We start from the raw sequence: 17,577 nt of genomic DNA on the forward strand, positions 1-17,577 counted from the left end.
CCCCCCCCCCCCCCGCGCTTTATAGGCAAATTTGTGGCAGTCTTGCTTTGCCTCACAGCCTTTAACAACGCCCGGGCATTTACGCTCATTGGCCCCTATGAGTTTTTACAGACCTATCTGGGCCTCCTGGGCGGACAGGATAGCCTGAAGAACGTACCGGCTGCCATAGATGCCGAAGGGAAACTCGCCTTGGCTGGGTCTTCCACCCACGATAGAGGAAATCAGGGCATAAATATTGTAGTTCGCCACTTTGACAGCAAACTAAAGCTGGAGTGGCAAAAAAGCTGGAACTTCCAGGGTGCCAGCAATGACTTGGCCACAGATCTGGTAATAGACACAGACGGAAACGTGTATGTGCTGGGCTATAGCAACCCGCAGGGCGGAGACCTCAGCAGGCTGATTGTGCTGAAGTATCGTGGCACAGACGGTACCCTGCTGTGGCAGTATACCTATGGCGTGAGCAGCGGTTCCCCCAATCGAGTGTACGGCACCCGCCTGGCCGTGGATGCTAGCAAGAACGTATACATTTCCGGCTACGAGGCGGCTGTAAACAGCCCCTATCACTTCTCCATGATGACCAACCCGCAGAGCATAGGTGCAATACATCCCGACCTGGACATGCTGTTGCTAAAGGTAAATAGCAACGGAACCGGGGCCTGGGTAAAGCGCTGGCAGCCCGCAGGTGGGCAGAGCCTGCCTACGGATGTATCGATAGCGCCAGACGGATCTGTGTACCTGACGGGTACACTGAAAGATGCCACGTATTCCAGCGATATAGTGGTGTACAAATACAATGCCGCCGGCACCCAGCTGTGGATGCGCCACTATGGCCATGCCGGCAGCGAGCTGGACTATGCCGTGCGCACAATGGCAGACGGAGCCGGAGACCTGTATATAGCTGGACTGACACGCACCGGTACCGACCGAGATCTGCTGGCTATAAAATACACGGCTGGCGGCACGCTGGACTGGGCCCTGACCTACGAAGCACCCAATACGGCTGCCAACGACTGGGCAAATAGTGTAGTAGTAAAGAATGGCTATGCCTACATAAGTGGCACCAGCAACGAGGATGTGGTGGCCATGAAGATACAGGCCACAGATGGTACCCCCCAGTGGACCCAGCGCTGGAATGGAGGCAAGGGAGCAGCCGGTACCGCAGATAGCCTGAACAGCCTGGACCGCCCATACGGCCTGGTGGTGAACGACAGTGGAACCGTGTTTGTGGGCGGCTATAGTGCACGTACGGCAAATGATACCACAAAATTCTTTATGGTACAGTATGACCGCAAGGGCGAAACGGTGGCCAGCAGCCAGTACAATTCTGAGGCTCAGCTATTTGGCATCATTCCTGCCTTCATCTTCAAGGGTATGACACAAGACACGCGCGGCCACATGTACATGCTAGCCGCACACCGAAACCAGACGAACGGCTTGTACGAATGGAATATCCTGAAGTATGGGGATGTGTCGCAGATCCTGAGCCAGAATAAATCAACCGTGCGAACGGTGGAAAGCCGCATAGCCCGGGCCATGGTGTGCCTGATGCAGAACCCCAGCATGCGGGCAGCCATAGCTGACCAGATACTGAACCATAGCCCCGCAGAACTGGACTATGCCCAATACTACAGCACCCTGATGGATGCGATACCCGGCTTTACTACCGCTATACGTAGCTGCTACCTGGCCACGGGGGCCAGTGTGGCCCAGGCCGACTCGCTGCAGCTGCTAATGCGCGGCTATGTGATAGACGACCTGGCTATGCTACCCACCCTGCGCATCCCCCAGCTGGATAGCAGCTACTTCTATATGGGCTGCGGCAACCCCCGGGTGCCCGAGCGCGTAGCGCATGTAACCACCTACCGGGGTGCGCCCACCTTCCCCTACTATACAGCCAGCGGCCAGCCACGCACCGAAAGCCTGGCCCCCACACCCGCTACGGAGAATAAACAGGAGCAAGTACCCACCTGGTATGTAGAACCCAAGCCAAACGCCGGAGCCCGTGTGGTGCAGAGCCAGCCACGCAACGCGGGAGAGATACCCGTGGTGGTTACCGTGCTGGGGGTGTACCCACCCATCTCGCTATCAGGAAACGAAAGGTTTTGGGCTAAATGTGCGCCATCAACTAATTCTACGATTAGGAATTGTATTGGCAGTAGAGATCCCAATTGCAGAATACAAGTAGTGGAGTGTGTGCCTGGGGGGACTGTACAATTAGTTGTTTCAAATCGCTGTGGTAGAACAGGGCTATTTAATGACGATTGCTCGAAATCTGCCGTACATATTAGAAGCGATGATGGCGGACCCGGCAATTCATATGAATGGGTAGATTAATGTTGAATTATAAAAAATGAAAATATTTTATTTCTTAATTTGCATTACGTTGTTAACTTTTTGTCTGAAAAATGGATCAGCTCAGCCGATACTATTTCAGAAAAATAAGTACGAATTCACCTTGCAATCTACCACAGATTGGGATGAATTTTCAATTCTGAAGACCTGTCAATTCTGGAATGGTTTACTCTATTTCCTGGATGAAGAACAAAAGTGTTATCGCGCGTATCGAGGGTTTGAACTAGTAGATAGAATAAACCTTCCAAAAATAATTTCCTCAGACTGCCATATAGGCGATGATTCGTTGATCCATTGCGTCGAGGCCTTTGCTCCAGTTTTAAGGACTTATTCCCTGGAGGGAAGGAAAATGGGAAAAACACGGCTCAAGCTTAAAGAATTTGAAGGCTTGGTAAATTTTACTCATTATGAGGCATTTAGAAATGCAGCCGACAATGTATTTCAAAAGGATAGCATCCTTATGGTAACCATACCCTTTGTTGCCAAGGCCAGAGAAAAGGGTATGCATACTATCGAGAAAACTGGGGTGATCGTATGGAGAGAGGATCATAAAATGCCAGCCTATTTTTTGCTAAATGGAGAGGTGGATTATATCCTGAATCATGACAATAAAATTTACCTATTTCCTATTCTTGGACTCGGTTATTCTGTCTACAACCTGACATCCCATTCTTTTGATAATGTGCTCCCATGCTATACACATTTTGATCTTGAGGGATCAAACTCTGGCATCCCTTTTTTTATTGACGATAAAATTTATAGCTATCAGCATGTGTGGCAGAATGATCGATGGGATTCCTATTTTTGCGAAAGGAAGAATCCCGATAAGGTAGACTGCTTGTCTTGTATACCTGCTAATTCAGATGAATATGTTATTAATTATTATGTACATAATGTAGAAGAAAGGTATTTTGATTTTATTTGGATTCCTGGTGATAATCTTGTGAAGATAAGCAGATGTTACTATGAGCTATCTGACGATTAAGTATAGTTGTTATACAGTAGAAGCAGCAGTGCATGTTCTCTGTACGAAAAGCCCTGTTATTATCTAAAATTCCAGTGCGGAAGAACCGGACTGTTTAATAATCAACTGCTCAGGCGAAGCTCAGGCCGTCACAATTCGAAATTCAACTCAATAGCTGAATTATGAAAATCTCTCTTTTCATTCTTTTTCTTGTCTCGCAATCTATGTGCCAGCTTTCCCTTCAGGATACGTCTAGAATTATGTATAAGCTGGCCTATCCGTATTCGGACTTTTATTCCATTAGGCCGCAGCAGAATGGAGATAAGCTGTACATGCTCTTTGCCGAAGAGCAGGTCATCCGGATATTCGAATCGGGTACCCGGACGGACTCCATTCTGCTGAGCGATTATCAGACAAAGAGAAGATTCCGGGATTTTTATGTAAAGGATGAAATCTTTTATCTGCTAGACTCAAAGGAGCCCTTGGTATACACCGTTGGAAAAGATCGCCCGCTTAGGCGCTATGCAAGGTTTGACAGGAAAAGAACATTCCCTGATAGTGTGTTCGCGCAAGTATCGGTGCCTGTTCTTCTTGACTATAACTGGTTTTCGAATTGGAACAGATTGCTTGTGAGCACAGATAAAACCATTGCATTCTTTAACCCAAATACGACTCCATCCGGGTTTTCAAGTATCTATATTTCACGGCCTTTACATGAGCCGGAATACTACGTTGTTGAGTCTACAATCGAGTATGCTATAGAGGCTGGAGATTCTATTTGTTTCTTTTCGGGAGATAAACTGCATTATTATTCATACAAGGAGGGTAAGTTAAGTAAAAGATCAGTTTGTTCGGATTACCAGGGCAAACTACAATTTTGTACTTTTTTCAGGCCCTTCCGGATGCATGATACCTGGTACTCATTTATGGTGGATCGCTGTGCCGAGGAGACGTATGTGTGCGAGCGAATTGTATCGGGCTCTAATCCTGATGGATGTCTGCATTGCCAGCGATCTGATCCTGAGTCATTTCTTGCAGATTTCTATGAGCACAATCAGGCCGGTAGTTTTTTTGAGTATTTAAGCTATTCAGACAAAGCGGGATTAGCAGCAAAACGCATTTATTATTCCGTTTCAAACTCTAGAATCAGATAAAAAAACCAACCATGACACGTTTTCTACCCATTGCATTTTTGCTATGCAGTTTTGCCCAGGCGCAAGACTTTAGCACCACACCGGCACCTGCGCCGTATTACCAGAGCCAATACGAAAATGGCGGCCAGTTTCAGGTAATGCGCTACCGGGAGCAGGGCACAGTGGACGAGCAGCGCACGGCCGGACGCCAGTATGCTGATCAGCCCCTGGCGGACCAGCCAGCCTACCATGAACAGCAGCTACAGCTGGCCGAGGGTGTGCAGTTGCTCGCTTTTCGCTTGGTATCGGGTACCCAGCATGCCTTTGCCGAGCGTACCTACCGCACGCAAGACGAGAGCACCACCATTGTACTGAAACGCAGTGGGGGCACGGAAGACAACGCACCCCAGCCCCTGGCTGAGTATCCCCAAACCGAGGAACTGACTGCGGCGGGTATACCGGAAAGTACGGAAATGCCTGTGCGCTTGTACCCCAACCCGGCTGTGGGCTATGTGCAGCTGGAGGTGCCAGCCGGACATAACCTCCGTTTCCGGCTATCCGACATGCAAGGCCGACAGATTAAGCTTCAGCAGCTGGCGGATCAGGCTGACTCGATCGCTGTATACCAGCTAAGCCTGGACAAGCTACAGCCAGGAACTTACATCTACACCGTCGAGGGGGATAATTTCCGATCGGTAGGTCGCTTGCTTGTGCAATAAACCCCGTGGCAAGCTGTAATAATAAGGGAGCCTCCGGCTAGGGAGCCCAAGCAGGAGGGCATGTTCCGATTCCTCATTTATGTATGGGGGATATTTACAAAGAAAGCCCGACACAGTGTCGGGATTTCTTTGTTTAGGTCATCTGCCTCGCTGGCCGACTTCCCCGCTGCTACCGTCGAAAAGCCAGAGCGGGTGTGGCTACGCCCGTTCCGTTTGTGTGCAGCCGTCTCGGCTTGCTTTTCGGGAACCTGGCTTTCTGCTTTTACGCACTTGGCCCAGGGGGGGGATACAGAAACAAAAAAGCAGGAAAGGACAACGATTTGCCTTCCCTGCTTGAGTTTTTCCGCTGGGCACGAGGGCCAGCGGTATGTGGGGCTTTACAGGTTGCCGCGGCGGCCCTGCTCGCGTTCTATGGACTCAAAAAGTGCCTTGAAGTTGCCTTCGCCAAAGCTATAGGCACCCTTGCGCTGGATGATCTCATAGAACAGGGTGGGGCGGTCTTCTACCGGTTTGGTAAACAGCTGTAGCAGATAGCCCTCTTCGTCGCGGTCTACCAGTACTTTCAGCTTGCGTAGCACCTCCACGTCTTCGTCTATTTCGCCCACGCGCGCCTTCAGCTCTTCGTAGTAGGTGTCGGGCACTTCCAGAAACTCCACCCCGCGCTTGCGCAGCTCGGTAATGGTGTGCACAATGTCATCGGTGGCCATGGCTACGTGCTGCACACCCGCCCCCTGGTAGAAGTCGATGTATTCCTCTATCTGGCTTTTTTTCTTGCCTTCAGCCGGCTCATTGATGGGGAACTTGATGCGGCCATTGCCATTGGCCATCACCTTGCTCATCAGGGCACTGTACTCGGTGCTGATCTGTGCGTCGTCAAAGCTCTTGATGGCCGTGAAGCCCAGTACGTTTTGGTAGAATTCTACCCAGGTGTTCATCTGGCCCCAGTCCACATTTCCCACACAGTGGTCTACATAGCGTAGGCCCACAGGGCCTGGGCGATAGTTAGGCTCCCATTTTTCGTATCCGGGCAGGAATAGGCCCTTGTAGTTTTTCCGCTCTACGAAGATGTGCACGGTGTCGCCGTAGGTGCGAATGCCACTGCGTACCACCTCGCCGCTACCGTCTTTCTCCACGGTGGGCTCCATAAAGGCTTTGGCGCCTCGTTTGGTTGTTTCTTCAAAGGCACTTTTTGCATCATCTACCCATAGGGCAAGCACCTTTACGCCATCGCCATGCTTGCGGACGTGGTCGGCCATTTCGCCATCGGGCTGCAGGGGGGTGGTCAGCACAAAGCGAATCTTGTCTTGCATCAGCACATAGCTGGCATATCGCTTCTCGCCTGTCTCGGGCCCCTTATAGGCCAGGGGTTGGAAGCCGAAGGCAGTTTGGTAGTAATGGGCGGCCTGCTTGGCGTTGCCCACCCAAAACTCTACATAGTCGGTACCGTTGATGGGCAGGAAGTCCTTCGCGCCTTCGAATCTTTTCTCTGTGATTGGATAGGGATTTTGCATGACGTCTTTGTTCAGTTTAATGACAGAATAAAAACAGGGCTATACACAAAGATACGTCTTTTTGGGGGTAGCTTTTTATGACATTGCGCAGCTTTACACATTTTCTGTGGCCGCCGAACGGCTTGGGCTGCGGATGGCTTAGGGCCGGGTAGGTACAAAGGCCACCTTGGCCAGCTCGCCTTGCCGGAACTGCAGGATGTGTACCCGCTGATTGGAGTAGGCCTGCCCGAATGCGTAGGCCTGGTTGATGCCCTCGAATGCGGGGGCATCTCGCATGGCTTCCTCGGGTTTGGTGTAGGGGGTAGCCCGTGCCAGGTTGTGCGCTGCCAGGCGCACCAGGTCATAGCCCTGAAATACGTAGATGGTGGGCGGATTGCGGTACGTACTTTCGTGCAGCACCCGCACCTTGTTGTACTGGATGGTGTCGTGCTTGGGCGCATACGCATCGGAGATGTAAGTGCGCATGCTACTCAATAGTTGCTTGTTCAGGCCGTTATACACGCTCCACTCGGGCAGGCCCAGTATGGGGGTGCTTATGTGGTCTTGCTGCAGCTGGCGTACATAGGTGCGCACCAGGCTTTCATCGGTCATGGGCATGTACAGGCAGTGCCAGCTGCCATCGGCCAGCAGCCCGCTTAGGGCCTCCGGGCTATGGGTTTCTGTTGCCAGCACCCGTACCTCCACCCCGGGAGGAAACTGGCTGGCGAAGTCTTCTACATAAAAGCTGTGTGTGCCTGGCCCCTTCAGGATCAGTACACGCCGGGGCGAGAAGCTCTGGCGGGCATAGGCTGCCAGCTGCCGGATGCAGGTGCTGGTGGTGGGGTTGGCCAGGTAGCTACGCTGATGGCCCTGTACCAGGCTTTCGCTGGGCGACAGGGGGATAAGGTGGAGGGCCTCTGCCTGGTCGGCATAGTCGGCCAGCACGCGGCTGGGGCTGTTGTATATCTCACCAATGATTACATTGGGCTGCCAGGGCCCAATTTCTTCGTCCACTAGCTGTTGGGTTACACTTTTGCTCTTGTGGCTGTCCCACACCCGTAGGTCTATGCCGGTGTAGTAGGGGAAGCGCTCGTTCTCCAGTGCCAGCCGCATACCAGCCAGTAGGTCAAAAGCCCATTCGGCCTGAACCTTCAGGCTTGGGTTCGGCCCCACAATCTCAAAGGGCAGGACCACGGCTATCTTGAGCTGGGCTTCTTGCAGTTTTGCATTCTGCCCGCCCAGGCGCTGTAGGCGCGCGCTCAGCTTGCCCCCATTACGCTGGGTATATTCGTCCAGGTACTTTGCCAGTTGCGGTGTATCGCCTTTTCGGAATAGCTGCAGGCAAATGGCCTCATTTACCAGGTTCAGATAGGAAGGGCGCACGATTTGGTAGTATCCTTTCAGGAAGTCCAGGCTAGCCTCATAGAAAAAGAAGTTCTGTAGATGCGCTTCGGCTGTCGCTTTCAGGCTATCGTCCTGGCTTTTTTGTATCAGGTTCATGAGTACAAATAGGCCTCCGGCTTGTTTTTCGGTTTTCCGCAGCATCAGCAGGCTTTTGTGCAGCTGGGCATCTTCCTCGTAGGGGTTGCCAGGGTAGTTGAGCAGCAGTTTTTGGAAATGCTGGATGGCTGAATCGTAGTTGTTGAGATAGTAGTAGCTAAGGCCGGCCATGTAGGTGGCGCTTAGGGTACGCTGGTTCGCCTCTCGCTGCAGCAGTAGCTCAAAATAGCGCGCGGCGTTGTCATACTCCCGCTTTTCAAATACCTCTATGGCGGATTGGAACATGCGCTCGGCCTTTCGGTCTTCCTGCCACAGCTGGCCCAGGCCAAATAGGGGAAGGAAGCATAAAAGTAGTAGCGTAGAGATACGTATCATGCAGGCGAGGTTTAGGTTAGGGGGCGGCGATGCTGGGCGTTTATTCCCATTCTATGGTGGCCGGTGGCTTGGAGCTGATGTCGTACACCACCCGGTTGATACCCTTTACGGTATTGATGATCTTGTTGGACACCTTGGCCAGGAAGTCGTAGGGCAGGTGTGCCCAGTCTGCCGTCATGCCGTCTATGCTGGTCACGGCCCGCAGGGCTGCCACGTTTTCGTAGGTGCGCTCGTCGCCCATTACCCCTACCGAGCTTACCGGTAGCAGTACGGCAAAGGCTTGCCACACTTGGTCGTACAGGCCGTGTTCACGCAGTGCGTTGATAAACAGGGCATCGGCCTCTTGCAGAATCCGCACCCGTTCGGCTGTTACCTGGCCGGGTATGCGGATGGCCAGGCCCGGGCCCGGGAAGGGGTGGCGGCCTATCAGTTGTGCGGGGGCTTTCAGCTCGGCACCCACCCGGCGCACCTCGTCTTTGAACAGGTAGCGCAGGGGCTCTACCACCTTCAGGTGCATCTGTTCGGGCAGGCCGCCCACATTGTGGTGGCTCTTGATGGTGGCGCTGGGGCCGTTTACGCTCACGCTCTCTATTACGTCTGGGTAGATGGTGCCCTGTGCCAGCCAGCTCACGTTTTCTATTCGGTGGGCCTCATCCTGGAATACCTCTATAAACACCCGTCCGATGGCCTTGCGCTTGGCCTCCGGGTCTGTTTGTCCGGCCAGTGCCGTCAGGAATCTTTCGCTGGCATCTACCCCGGTTACATTTAGGCCCAGGTCTTTGTAGCTGTGCAGCACCTCCTGGTACTCGTCCTTGCGCAGCAGGCCATTGTTTACAAAAATGCAGTGCAGGTGCTTGCCTATGGCCCTGTGCAGCAGTAGGGCTGCCACCGTGCTATCCACGCCCCCGCTCAGGCCACACACCACGTGGTCTTGGCCCAGCTGGGCCTTCAGTTCTGCCACGGCGCTGCCTACAAAGTGGGCTGGGGTCCAGTCGCCCTGCGCGCCACATATCCCGTACACAAAGTTTTGCAGCATCTGCAGGCCCTGCCGCGTGTGCGTAACCTCGGGGTGAAACTGCAGGCCAAACAGGGGGTTTTCGGCGTGTGCAAAGGCAGCAACGGGTATGTCTTCGGTACAGCCTATGGCCCGGAAGGCTGGGGGTAGCTCCAGGATGTGATCTCCATGGCTCATCCACACCTCTGTAGCGGCTTCCAGCCCATGCAGGATGGGGCTATTGCCCTCCAGTAGGCTCAGGTGTGCCCGGCCGTACTCGCGCACCTGGCTGGCCTCCACCAGCCCACCCAGCTGCTGTGTAATGAGCTGGGCTCCATAGCAGATGCCCAGTACAGGCAGGTGCTGGGGTAGGGCACCCAGGTCTAGCCAGGGCGCACCCGCCTGCCGCACCGAGGCAGGCCCACCGCTGAGGATAATGCCTGCTATGCCGTGCCAGCTATCGGGCTGCCTGTTGTAGGGTACAATCTCGGAATACACATTCAGCTCGCGAACCCGCCGCGCTATCAGCTGGGTGTATTGCGAGCCAAAGTCGAAAATAAGGATACGCTCTGCCACGGCGCAAAGATAGGCATTCCTCCCCTTGCATGTGGTGCGTGCCGAGGCCAAAGATTATTAGGTGTCACAGGGGGGCCTTGCAGCCTGGGTTTTAGCGCAAGTTGTGGTACAGCGCGCGTGTCGTACCACTTTGAGCCGGAACTTAGCGCCCACAGGCGTTGTCTTCCCTTTTGTTCATTTCAACCCCATGCGGCTCATACTCCTCTGCTTTTTTGTTTCGGGCTTGGCCACGGCTCAGCAGCCCGATACATTGTGCCTGTCTCCGGTGGAACTGGAGCTGTATACCGCCCTGATGCAGTACCGTGCCCAGCACCGCCTGCCACCCGTCTCGCTCAGCCACTGGCTAACAAAGACGGCCCGGCTACATGCCCGCGATGTGGTAGAAGAGCGGGTGATAAAAGGCCGCTGCAACGCGCACAGCTGGAGCCCAGCCGGCCCCTGGACCCCCTGCTGCTATACGGACAACCACAAGGCGGCCCGCTGTATGTGGGACAAGCCGCGCGAGATAAGCCACGGGGTGTATGCCGGCACGGGTTTCGAAATAGCCTTTACCTACGGCACCGACCTGGCCGCAACGGAGATTGCCGATGCAAGCCTGGCGCTGAAGGGCTGGCAGCAAAGCCCGGGGCACAACAGCGTTATCCTGAACCTGGGCAGCTGGAAGCAGTCTGGCTGGAAAGCCATAGGCATAGGCATATACCGGGGCTATGCCTGTGTATGGTTTTCCACCGAGGCAGACCCCCTGGGTGTAGATAATTGCCCCACTCCATATCCCGATTGATATAGCCAGCCGATGGGCACCGAGGCGGATGTCAGGAGTGTGGACACTTGCACCTGGCGGTATCCATGCTATCCGCCTATTTCTTTGTTATTTTGCCTCAAAGGGTACGCCAGCATGGTTCAGAAGAAATCTCCCTTCCCCACCACTACCCAGGCGGGCGGATGGCTTAGGGAATATATCACCACCGAAAACATAAGCGAGGATGCCAAAGACGATAAAGGCCTGGCGGTGTTTCGCTCTGTATTTGGTGCCGAGCTGGTAAAGGAAACCCAGGCCGCCAATGCAGATGGCTATGTAGAGGGGAAGCTGGTAGTGGAGCTGAAAAGCAAATACGCCGACTGGAAGGCAGGTTTTTTTCAGGCCCTGCACTACCGGAAGAAGGGCCTGTCCTTCCACTACATCAGCGTGCTTAGCTACCACTTTGTGGGCCTGTGGGATGTGCGCCAGCTGCCCGCCGAGGTACTGGCCATAGCCCAGGGGGCCGACCCTGCCGACCCTGCCAGCCAGGTGGGAAAGGAGCAAGCACGCCTGCTCAGCGAGGCTACGTGGCGGGCGGTGCTGGATACCGCGCTCTTTTTGATCACCGAGGAAGACTTCAGGGAAACCAAAAAGGAGCGCGAGGCCTTTGGCCGAAATGCACAACTGAAGGGCCTGGATGCCACCCGGCTGTTCGAGTTCATCAGCTATCTGCGAAACCTGGATGCAGGACGCATACAGGTGAATACAGCCAATTTTATCCACACCATCCAGCAGATGATGCGCTTCTTCGACCAGCCGATAGAAGCCGTACATGCCTTTTATGCCCTTATCCACTACTGGGATACCAGCGCAGAGGTAACCCTGCCAGGTGAGTATGCTGTCGATAACTGGGGCGTTCAGGTGTATGCCCGCATCAGCGGCCGCCGCTCAGAGCCCATAGTCGTTAATCCGAAGTACCACGCGGATTTTAAGAAGTTTGTAGAAGCCCGCTTCGTCTTTACCAACGAGGGCTCGGGCCTGACACTGGACTACTACTTCTCTCGCTTTGACGAGGTACTGGCGGTACTAGACCCCGAGTATGTAAAGCAGCATGGGATCTTTTTTACCGACGACCACCTGGCCAAGTTTGCCCTCTGGTTTGTACACCAGTATGCCGAGGCGGCCCTGAGTGAGAAGTACATAGTGCTAGACCCTGCCGCTGGCTCGGGCAACCTGGTAACCAGCTGGCGGCTGAAGCTGCGGCACAAGATTGTATCGGAGCTACAGCCCGACCTGCTGCGCATCATCGAGCGACGGATGAAGTACGACCCCCTGCACCTGCAGCAGGGCTTTACCATCGTGCCCAAAACCCACACGGGCCAGGGGCTCAACTTCCTGGACAAACCGGCAGCTGAGTATCTGGGCATCCTGGAGCAGGCACTGGTAGACAATGGCCAGCAGCTGGATAAGCCGCTGGCCTTTCTGCTAAACCCCCCCTACAAAAGCACCGATGAGCGTACCGAGCAGCGGGAAAGTGTGCAGGCAGAGTATGAGATAGATTCGGACGTAATGGCCCTTACTGGCCAGGATGCGGGCAAAGAGCGCTATGCTGCCTTTTTGGCTCAGATCCTGCTCATCTGCCAAGTGCAGGTGGCGCGGCACCCTGGCTGGAAGCCGCTGCTGATGATCTTTACCCCCAGCAGCTGGCTGGTGCCCCGCCCCACGTATGCCGAGTTTCGCAGCCGTTTCGACGAGGCCTTCCAGTTTTACTCCGGCTTCATGGTCAACGCCCGCGAGTTCTTTAAGCTGAATGGCAACTGGCCGGTGTCTTTCACTGTATGGCAGTATGCGCCCCAGGCTGGTCGTCAAAATCAGATACGGCTACACGATTATACTCACTGGACACACGAAGACCTGAGCAGCATAAACTGGCTAGACCATCCGGAGGCACTCAATGCCAGCATACAGCGCCTGGTTAAGGCTTCGGATCAGGTGCTGGCACTGGCCCAGCGGGGTGATATTCGGGAAACGATACCGGAAATTGGTTCTACCCGACAAACCAGGTACGATTTCAGCCATGCCAAAAGGGAGAAGGATTACGGGAAAGTGGTGAGTGGTTTTTCAGTGGCTTTTAAGGACGGCCATTACAGGCTTAAGAGAAAATGTGGAGAGGTGGACGGTGCGTATGTTGGCTTCATGGATAATCTGACCCCCGTGCGGGTGAAGCAGGACCGACTGAACCGCATGAGTCGCGATCCCGACCGGGTGTGGTTCCGCCTGGATAATGATGTGAAGAGCACAAATAAGACAAGAGCGCAAGCGGGGCCACCAGACAAGTATGGGTTCTGTGCATTTGACTATGAAAGTGCCGTGTCGCTCATTGGTTGGTATGGCATTACCAAGTTTTTAAATGGGTATTTTCCCCTTGCGACTAATCAATTAGATATTTGGGCACCTAGTGTACCAAAAAAGAAATTGCCAACCTGGCTGTCACTCTGTTTTTCGTTCTTGGGATGCCGAAACTCCTGCATCGAAACCACTTTCGAGGCGGATAATCCGGTAGCGGGCGCGCCTAGGATAGAGGTGCAGAACCCCATGGCCCCCTACCTGGCCGATAATTTTTACAATACGGTGCTGGCCCCACACCTCCCTGCGCACCCGGTGGCCAAAGCCACCGATGAGGCCGTGCGGCAGGTGTATGATGCCTGGCTACGGTATGTAACTCGTGGCAAGGGCCGCATAGCAGCCCCCTGCCTGGCGGATGAGCCCTACTTCTGCTACTTTGCCTACCCGGCCTATGTGGGCCCCCATGCGGGCCTGGTGCAGATACGCAGCTACGCCACTGCTGAGGGGGTGGCCGAGGTGCTGGATGCCCTGGATAAGCTCACCACCCGAGAGCGGGAGCTGCAGGCGGTAGCCCGTACCTTCTTGCTAGAGGAATTAAACTATTTTGGCTAGCCACCCACGCCGACGGCTCGAACGGACCTCAGCCCACCTGCCCCTCTTGCCTCTCAGCCCTGCCCGGGTTCTTTTGTTCTATTGGCTGTAAGTGGTGGGCGCTAGCCACTAGCCGTTCATCGTGGTGAGGAACTCCTCGTTGGTTTTGGTGCCGTGCATCTTGTCCTGTATAAACTCCATGGCCTCCAGGGGGGTCATTTCGCCCAGCAGCTTGCGTAGTATCCACATGCGCTGCAGGCTCATGCGGTCCATCAGCAGCTCCTCGTGGCGCGTACCGCTGGCCACCACATCTATGGCCGGGTAGATGCGCCGGTTGGCCAGGCGGCGGTCCAGCTGTAGCTCCATGTTGCCCGTGCCCTTGAACTCTTCGAAAATAACCTCGTCCATCTTGCTGCCGGTATCTATCAGCGCGGTGGCCAGTATGGTCAGGCTTCCGCCGTTCTCCACATTGCGCGCTGCGCCAAAGAAGCGCTTGGGCTTGTGCAGGGCATAGGCATCCACCCCACCGGATAGAATCTTGCCGCTGGCAGGCATCACCGCATTGTAGGCACGCGCCAGGCGGGTAATGGAGTCGAGCAGGATCACCACATCATGGCCACTTTCCACCAGGCGCTTGGCTTTCTCTATGGCCATGTGGCTCACCTGCACATGGCGTTCTGCAGGTTCGTCAAAGGTGCTGGCAATCACCTCGGCATGCACATTGCGCTGCATGTCGGTTACCTCCTCTGGCCGCTCGTCTATTAGCAGTACAATCAGGTAGCACTCGGGGTGGTTTTCGGCTATGGCATTGGCTACTTTTTGCAGCAGGATGGTTTTACCCGTTTTGGGCTGGGCTACGATCAGGCCCCGCTGACCCTTGCCAATAGGGGCAAACAGGTCTAGCACACGCAGCGAGAGGTCTCGCTCGTGGTGTGCACTCAGGTTGAACTTTTCTTTCGGAAAAAGCGGGGTTAGGTGGTCGAAGAAGATGCGATCTCGGATATCGGCGGGTTGCTGGCCGTTTATGCGCTCGGCTTCGATGAGCACAAAGTAGCGCTCGCCCTCTCGGGGGGGGCGTATCTTGCCGATGATGGTATCGCCGGTTTTCAGGCCCATCTGGCGAATTTGATGCGGGGTAACCAGCACATCGTCTGGGCTGGGCAGGTAGTTGTACTCCGGGCTGCGGAGGAACCCATATCCATCCTCCAGTATCTCAAGCACACCCTGGTTCGTTACGGCATAGGCAAAGTCGTCCGGTGTTACCTCAAAAGGGTCTTGCCGGCCTTCGTTCCGGTTATTTCGGTTCCGATTCTCATTTCGGTTATCTCCTCGGTTCTCGTTCCGATTCTCATTTCGGTTGTCTCCCCGGTTCTCATTCCGGTTATTTCGGTTCCGGTTTTCGTTGTTACCCTCGTTTCGGTTTTCGTTTTTCTCGCCTCTTTCGCCCCGATTTTGATTTTCGTTGCGGACGTTTCGCTCTTCATTGCGCGGGTTTCTGTTTCGGTCCTGGGGATTTTCGCCCCGTTCAGCCCGCTGTTCCTGCTGGCGCCGTTGTCGCTCGCGCTGCCGCCGCTCGGTGCTTTCGCGGTTCTCTTGCTGGGGCTTTGGCTCGCTGCCGGTTCCCTCCGGATTTTCAGCTTGCAGGCTGGCCTGTGGTTCGCTCGAAAAAAGGCTAATCTCCTGCGTGTTTTGTGGGGTAGCAGGCACATTGGCTTGCCCAGTGCTTTCCGTAGCCTCGGTTCGTGGGGGGGCTTCGCCCTGCTTCGCTCTTTGCTCACCGGTATTATAAGCAGCCGATGGGCCTGCCAGCGGACTGTTCGCTAGCGGTGCAGGCGGTACTGCTTCATCGGTTTTTTGCTGCCTTACGGGGGTGGGTACCTGGCTGGCCTGGTCTTTTAGTTGCGTAGTAATCGCCTTTACCAGCTCCTGTTTCTTCAAAGTCTTGAAATTATCGATCTGGAGTTTTTCTGCAATCTGGCGAAGTTCCGCCACCATTTTAGTGTTCAGTTCAGCAGTGCTTTGCATAGTGTAATACAAAAAAAGAAAAGAGGGGAGGTGTCCGGCGGAATGCCAGGGGTAAAAAATAAGCGAAATGCTTACTGCCAGTGGCAGTTGGGACTAATCTTGGTTCTGTTTGAATATGCCGGGCAATTAATCAAAAAAAGCGCGGCCCACAAAGCGTAAAAGCGTACATCCTACTTTGTAGTTCCCACGTGCCCTTGTCATGCCGGACACGGTACAAATTTACAAAAAAAACCAAAAAGCCATCGTAGGCCTGGTTTTCTTTTTTATTTCGCTATGGCAATAGTGCCCTTCATTTTTTTACCTCACAATCATTTTTCATGCTTACTATAGCCCAACTACAGGCCGAAGCCCCGCAGCAGGTTATCGACCGCCTTTTGGACAAGGGTTTCAGCGAGGCAAGGGCCGCCGTACCGGCAATACTGCAGCTGGACGCACTGCGCCGTGCCCAGCAGGCCGCGCTGGATACTGCGCGAGCCGACATGAACCAGCTAGCCAAACAGATAGGCCTGGAGATGAGCAAGGGAAACCAGCATGCCGCCGAGCAGGCCCGGGCCGAAACCTACCGCCTGAAGCAAAAAATAGCTGGGCTAGAGGCCGAACAGGCCGACCTAGTGCGCCAGCTGCACGACCAGCTGGTGCTGCTGCCCAATCTGCCGCACACAACGGTACCACCCGGCTACAGTGCCGAGCATAACGCCATTGTGCAGCAGAAGCAGCTGCCCCTACAGCTGCCGGCCACGGCCCAGCCCCACTGGGAGCTGGCCACACGCCTTGGCCTCATCGACTTTGAGCTGGGTGCCAAGGTAACCGGTGCTGGCTTCCCGGTATACAGGGGGCAGGGCGCACGCCTACAGCGAGCCCTCATCCAGTTCTTTCTGGACGAGGCTACCCGGCACGGCTACCTGGAGGTGCAGCCGCCCATTTTTGTGAACGAGGAGAGCGCCTTTGCCACCGGCCAGCTGCCCGACAAGGAAGGACAGATGTACTATATGGAAAAGGACAACCTGTATGCCATCCCCACTGCCGAGGTGCCGATTACCAATTTGTATCGGGATGTGATACTGGAGCAGGCAGAGCTGCCGGTAAAGTGCTGTGGCTACACCCCCTGCTTCCGCCGCGAGGCAGGCAGCTACGGAAAAGATGTGCGGGGCCTGAACCGCCTACACCAGTTCGATAAAGTAGAGATTGTGCAGATTACTACCCCCGAGCACAGCTATGACGCCCTGGAGGAAATGCTAGGCTATGTGCGCAGCCTGCTAGACAAACTGGAGCTACCCTACCGCACGGCCCTGCTGTGCGGCGGAGATATGAGCTTTGCCAGTGCCAAAACCTATGACCTGGAGGTGTGGAGTGCAGCGCAGGAACGCTGGCTGGAGGTAAGCTCGGTCAGCAATTTTGAAGCATTCCAGGCCAACCGCCTGAAGCTACGGTATCGCGATGGCAAGAAAAACCAGCTCTGCCATACCCTGAATGGTAGCGCACTGGCTCTGCCACGCATTGTGGCCGCCCTGCTGGAAAACAACCAGCAGGCAGACGGCAGCATTGCCCTGCCCAGTGCCCTGCACCCCTATATGGGCTGCCAGAGAATAGCCTTCCAGGCTTGATTTAGGCCTATTTCATTAGAATTTTGAATTTTTTTGTGTTAGGTACTTGACAGGAGAGGGATAGATGCTGCATATTTGCACTCCCTAATCGGCGCTACGGCGGGTGGAATCAGGCAGCGGAGTCATAATTTGCGACTGAATCCATTGAAGTAGTGAGTTTAGCGAAGCG

At 54.6% G+C, this 17,577-nt stretch carries 11 protein-coding genes; 7 read left to right on the forward strand and 4 right to left on the reverse strand.

Going from position 1 to position 17,577, the window contains the following annotated elements:
• From LW884_11410 to LW884_11425, 4 genes are all read left to right on the forward strand, one after another.
• On the forward strand, positions 1 to 2,334 hold a 2,334-nt coding region (locus LW884_11410), incomplete at its 5' end, for a hypothetical protein (GenBank protein ID MCE3008937.1).
• A 16-nt stretch (positions 2,335 to 2,350) separates the two neighbouring features.
• Positions 2,351 to 3,337, forward strand: coding sequence for a hypothetical protein (locus LW884_11415; GenBank protein MCE3008938.1), 987 nt, complete (start codon positions 2,351 to 2,353; stop codon positions 3,335 to 3,337).
• 161 nt (positions 3,338 to 3,498) lie between these two features.
• Complete coding sequence (locus tag LW884_11420; GenBank protein ID MCE3008939.1) at positions 3,499 to 4,470, forward strand: hypothetical protein; 972 nt, start codon at positions 3,499 to 3,501, stop codon at positions 4,468 to 4,470.
• An 11-nt stretch (positions 4,471 to 4,481) separates the two neighbouring features.
• A complete protein-coding gene (locus LW884_11425; protein ID MCE3008940.1) occupies positions 4,482 to 5,168 on the forward strand; it encodes a T9SS type A sorting domain-containing protein in 687 nt (228 codons plus the stop codon).
• A 377-nt stretch (positions 5,169 to 5,545) separates the two neighbouring features.
• Here the strand turns inward: LW884_11425 and hppD are convergent, their stop codons facing one another.
• The 3 genes from hppD to guaA all read right to left on the reverse strand — a co-directional run bounded on the left by hppD (position 5,546) and on the right by guaA (position 10,103).
• The gene (gene hppD / locus LW884_11430) at positions 5,546 to 6,679 is read right to left on the reverse strand and encodes a 4-hydroxyphenylpyruvate dioxygenase (protein MCE3008941.1); all 1,134 of its coding nucleotides are present in this window, start codon (positions 6,677 to 6,679) and stop codon (positions 5,546 to 5,548) included.
• A gap of 138 nt (positions 6,680 to 6,817) precedes the next feature.
• Positions 6,818 to 8,533: a tetratricopeptide repeat protein gene (locus tag LW884_11435; GenBank protein MCE3008942.1), complete on the reverse strand. Its 1,716-nt coding sequence runs from the start codon at positions 8,531 to 8,533 to the stop codon at positions 6,818 to 6,820.
• 40 nt (positions 8,534 to 8,573) lie between these two features.
• Entirely contained in the window at positions 8,574 to 10,103 is a 1,530-nt protein-coding gene (guaA, locus tag LW884_11440; GenBank protein ID MCE3008943.1) for a glutamine-hydrolyzing GMP synthase, read from the reverse strand.
• Positions 10,104 to 10,290: 187 nt separating this feature from the next.
• On the opposite strand from guaA, the gene LW884_11445 reads away from it, so the two are divergent.
• Both LW884_11445 and LW884_11450 read left to right on the forward strand, forming a co-directional pair.
• Positions 10,291 to 10,884, forward strand: a complete 594-nt coding sequence (locus tag LW884_11445; protein MCE3008944.1) for a CAP domain-containing protein — start codon at positions 10,291 to 10,293, stop codon at positions 10,882 to 10,884.
• A 114-nt stretch (positions 10,885 to 10,998) separates the two neighbouring features.
• Positions 10,999 to 13,800, forward strand: coding sequence for a hypothetical protein (locus LW884_11450; protein ID MCE3008945.1), 2,802 nt, complete (start codon positions 10,999 to 11,001; stop codon positions 13,798 to 13,800).
• Positions 13,801 to 13,908: 108 nt separating this feature from the next.
• On the opposite strand, the gene rho is transcribed toward LW884_11450, so the two are convergent.
• Positions 13,909 to 15,804 (reverse strand): transcription termination factor Rho, encoded by a 1,896-nt coding sequence (rho, locus tag LW884_11455; protein MCE3008946.1) that lies wholly within the window; start codon positions 15,802 to 15,804, stop codon positions 13,909 to 13,911.
• A gap of 317 nt (positions 15,805 to 16,121) precedes the next feature.
• Here rho and serS point away from each other — a divergent pair, with 317 nt between their 5' ends.
• A complete protein-coding gene (serS, locus tag LW884_11460) occupies positions 16,122 to 17,408 on the forward strand; it encodes a serine--tRNA ligase (GenBank protein MCE3008947.1) in 1,287 nt (428 codons plus the stop codon).
• The last annotated feature ends 169 nt before the right edge of the window (positions 17,409 to 17,577 follow it).

The sequence above is a fragment of the Bacteroidota bacterium genome (assembly GCA_021300195.1).
In the GTDB taxonomy this organism is placed as follows: Bacteria; Bacteroidota; Bacteroidia; order J057; family JAJTIE01; genus JAJTIE01.

Bases quoted from the DNA above. Each gene is read 5' to 3' on its own strand.
- LW884_11425 (MCE3008940.1), top strand. From the start codon at position 4,482: ATGACACGTTTTCTACCCATTGCATTTTTGCTATGCAGTTTTGCCCAG.
- LW884_11435 (MCE3008942.1), bottom strand. From the start codon at position 8,533: ATGATACGTATCTCTACGCTACTACTTTTATGCTTCCTTCCCCTATTT.
- LW884_11445 (MCE3008944.1), top strand. From the start codon at position 10,291: ATGCGGCTCATACTCCTCTGCTTTTTTGTTTCGGGCTTGGCCACGGCT.
- LW884_11420 (MCE3008939.1), top strand. From the start codon at position 3,499: ATGAAAATCTCTCTTTTCATTCTTTTTCTTGTCTCGCAATCTATGTGC.
- LW884_11415 (MCE3008938.1), top strand. From the start codon at position 2,351: ATGAAAATATTTTATTTCTTAATTTGCATTACGTTGTTAACTTTTTGT.
- LW884_11450 (MCE3008945.1), top strand. From the start codon at position 10,999: ATGGTTCAGAAGAAATCTCCCTTCCCCACCACTACCCAGGCGGGCGGA.
- hppD (MCE3008941.1), bottom strand. From the start codon at position 6,679: ATGCAAAATCCCTATCCAATCACAGAGAAAAGATTCGAAGGCGCGAAG.
- rho (MCE3008946.1), bottom strand. From the start codon at position 15,804: ATGCAAAGCACTGCTGAACTGAACACTAAAATGGTGGCGGAACTTCGC.
- serS (MCE3008947.1), top strand. From the start codon at position 16,122: ATGCTTACTATAGCCCAACTACAGGCCGAAGCCCCGCAGCAGGTTATC.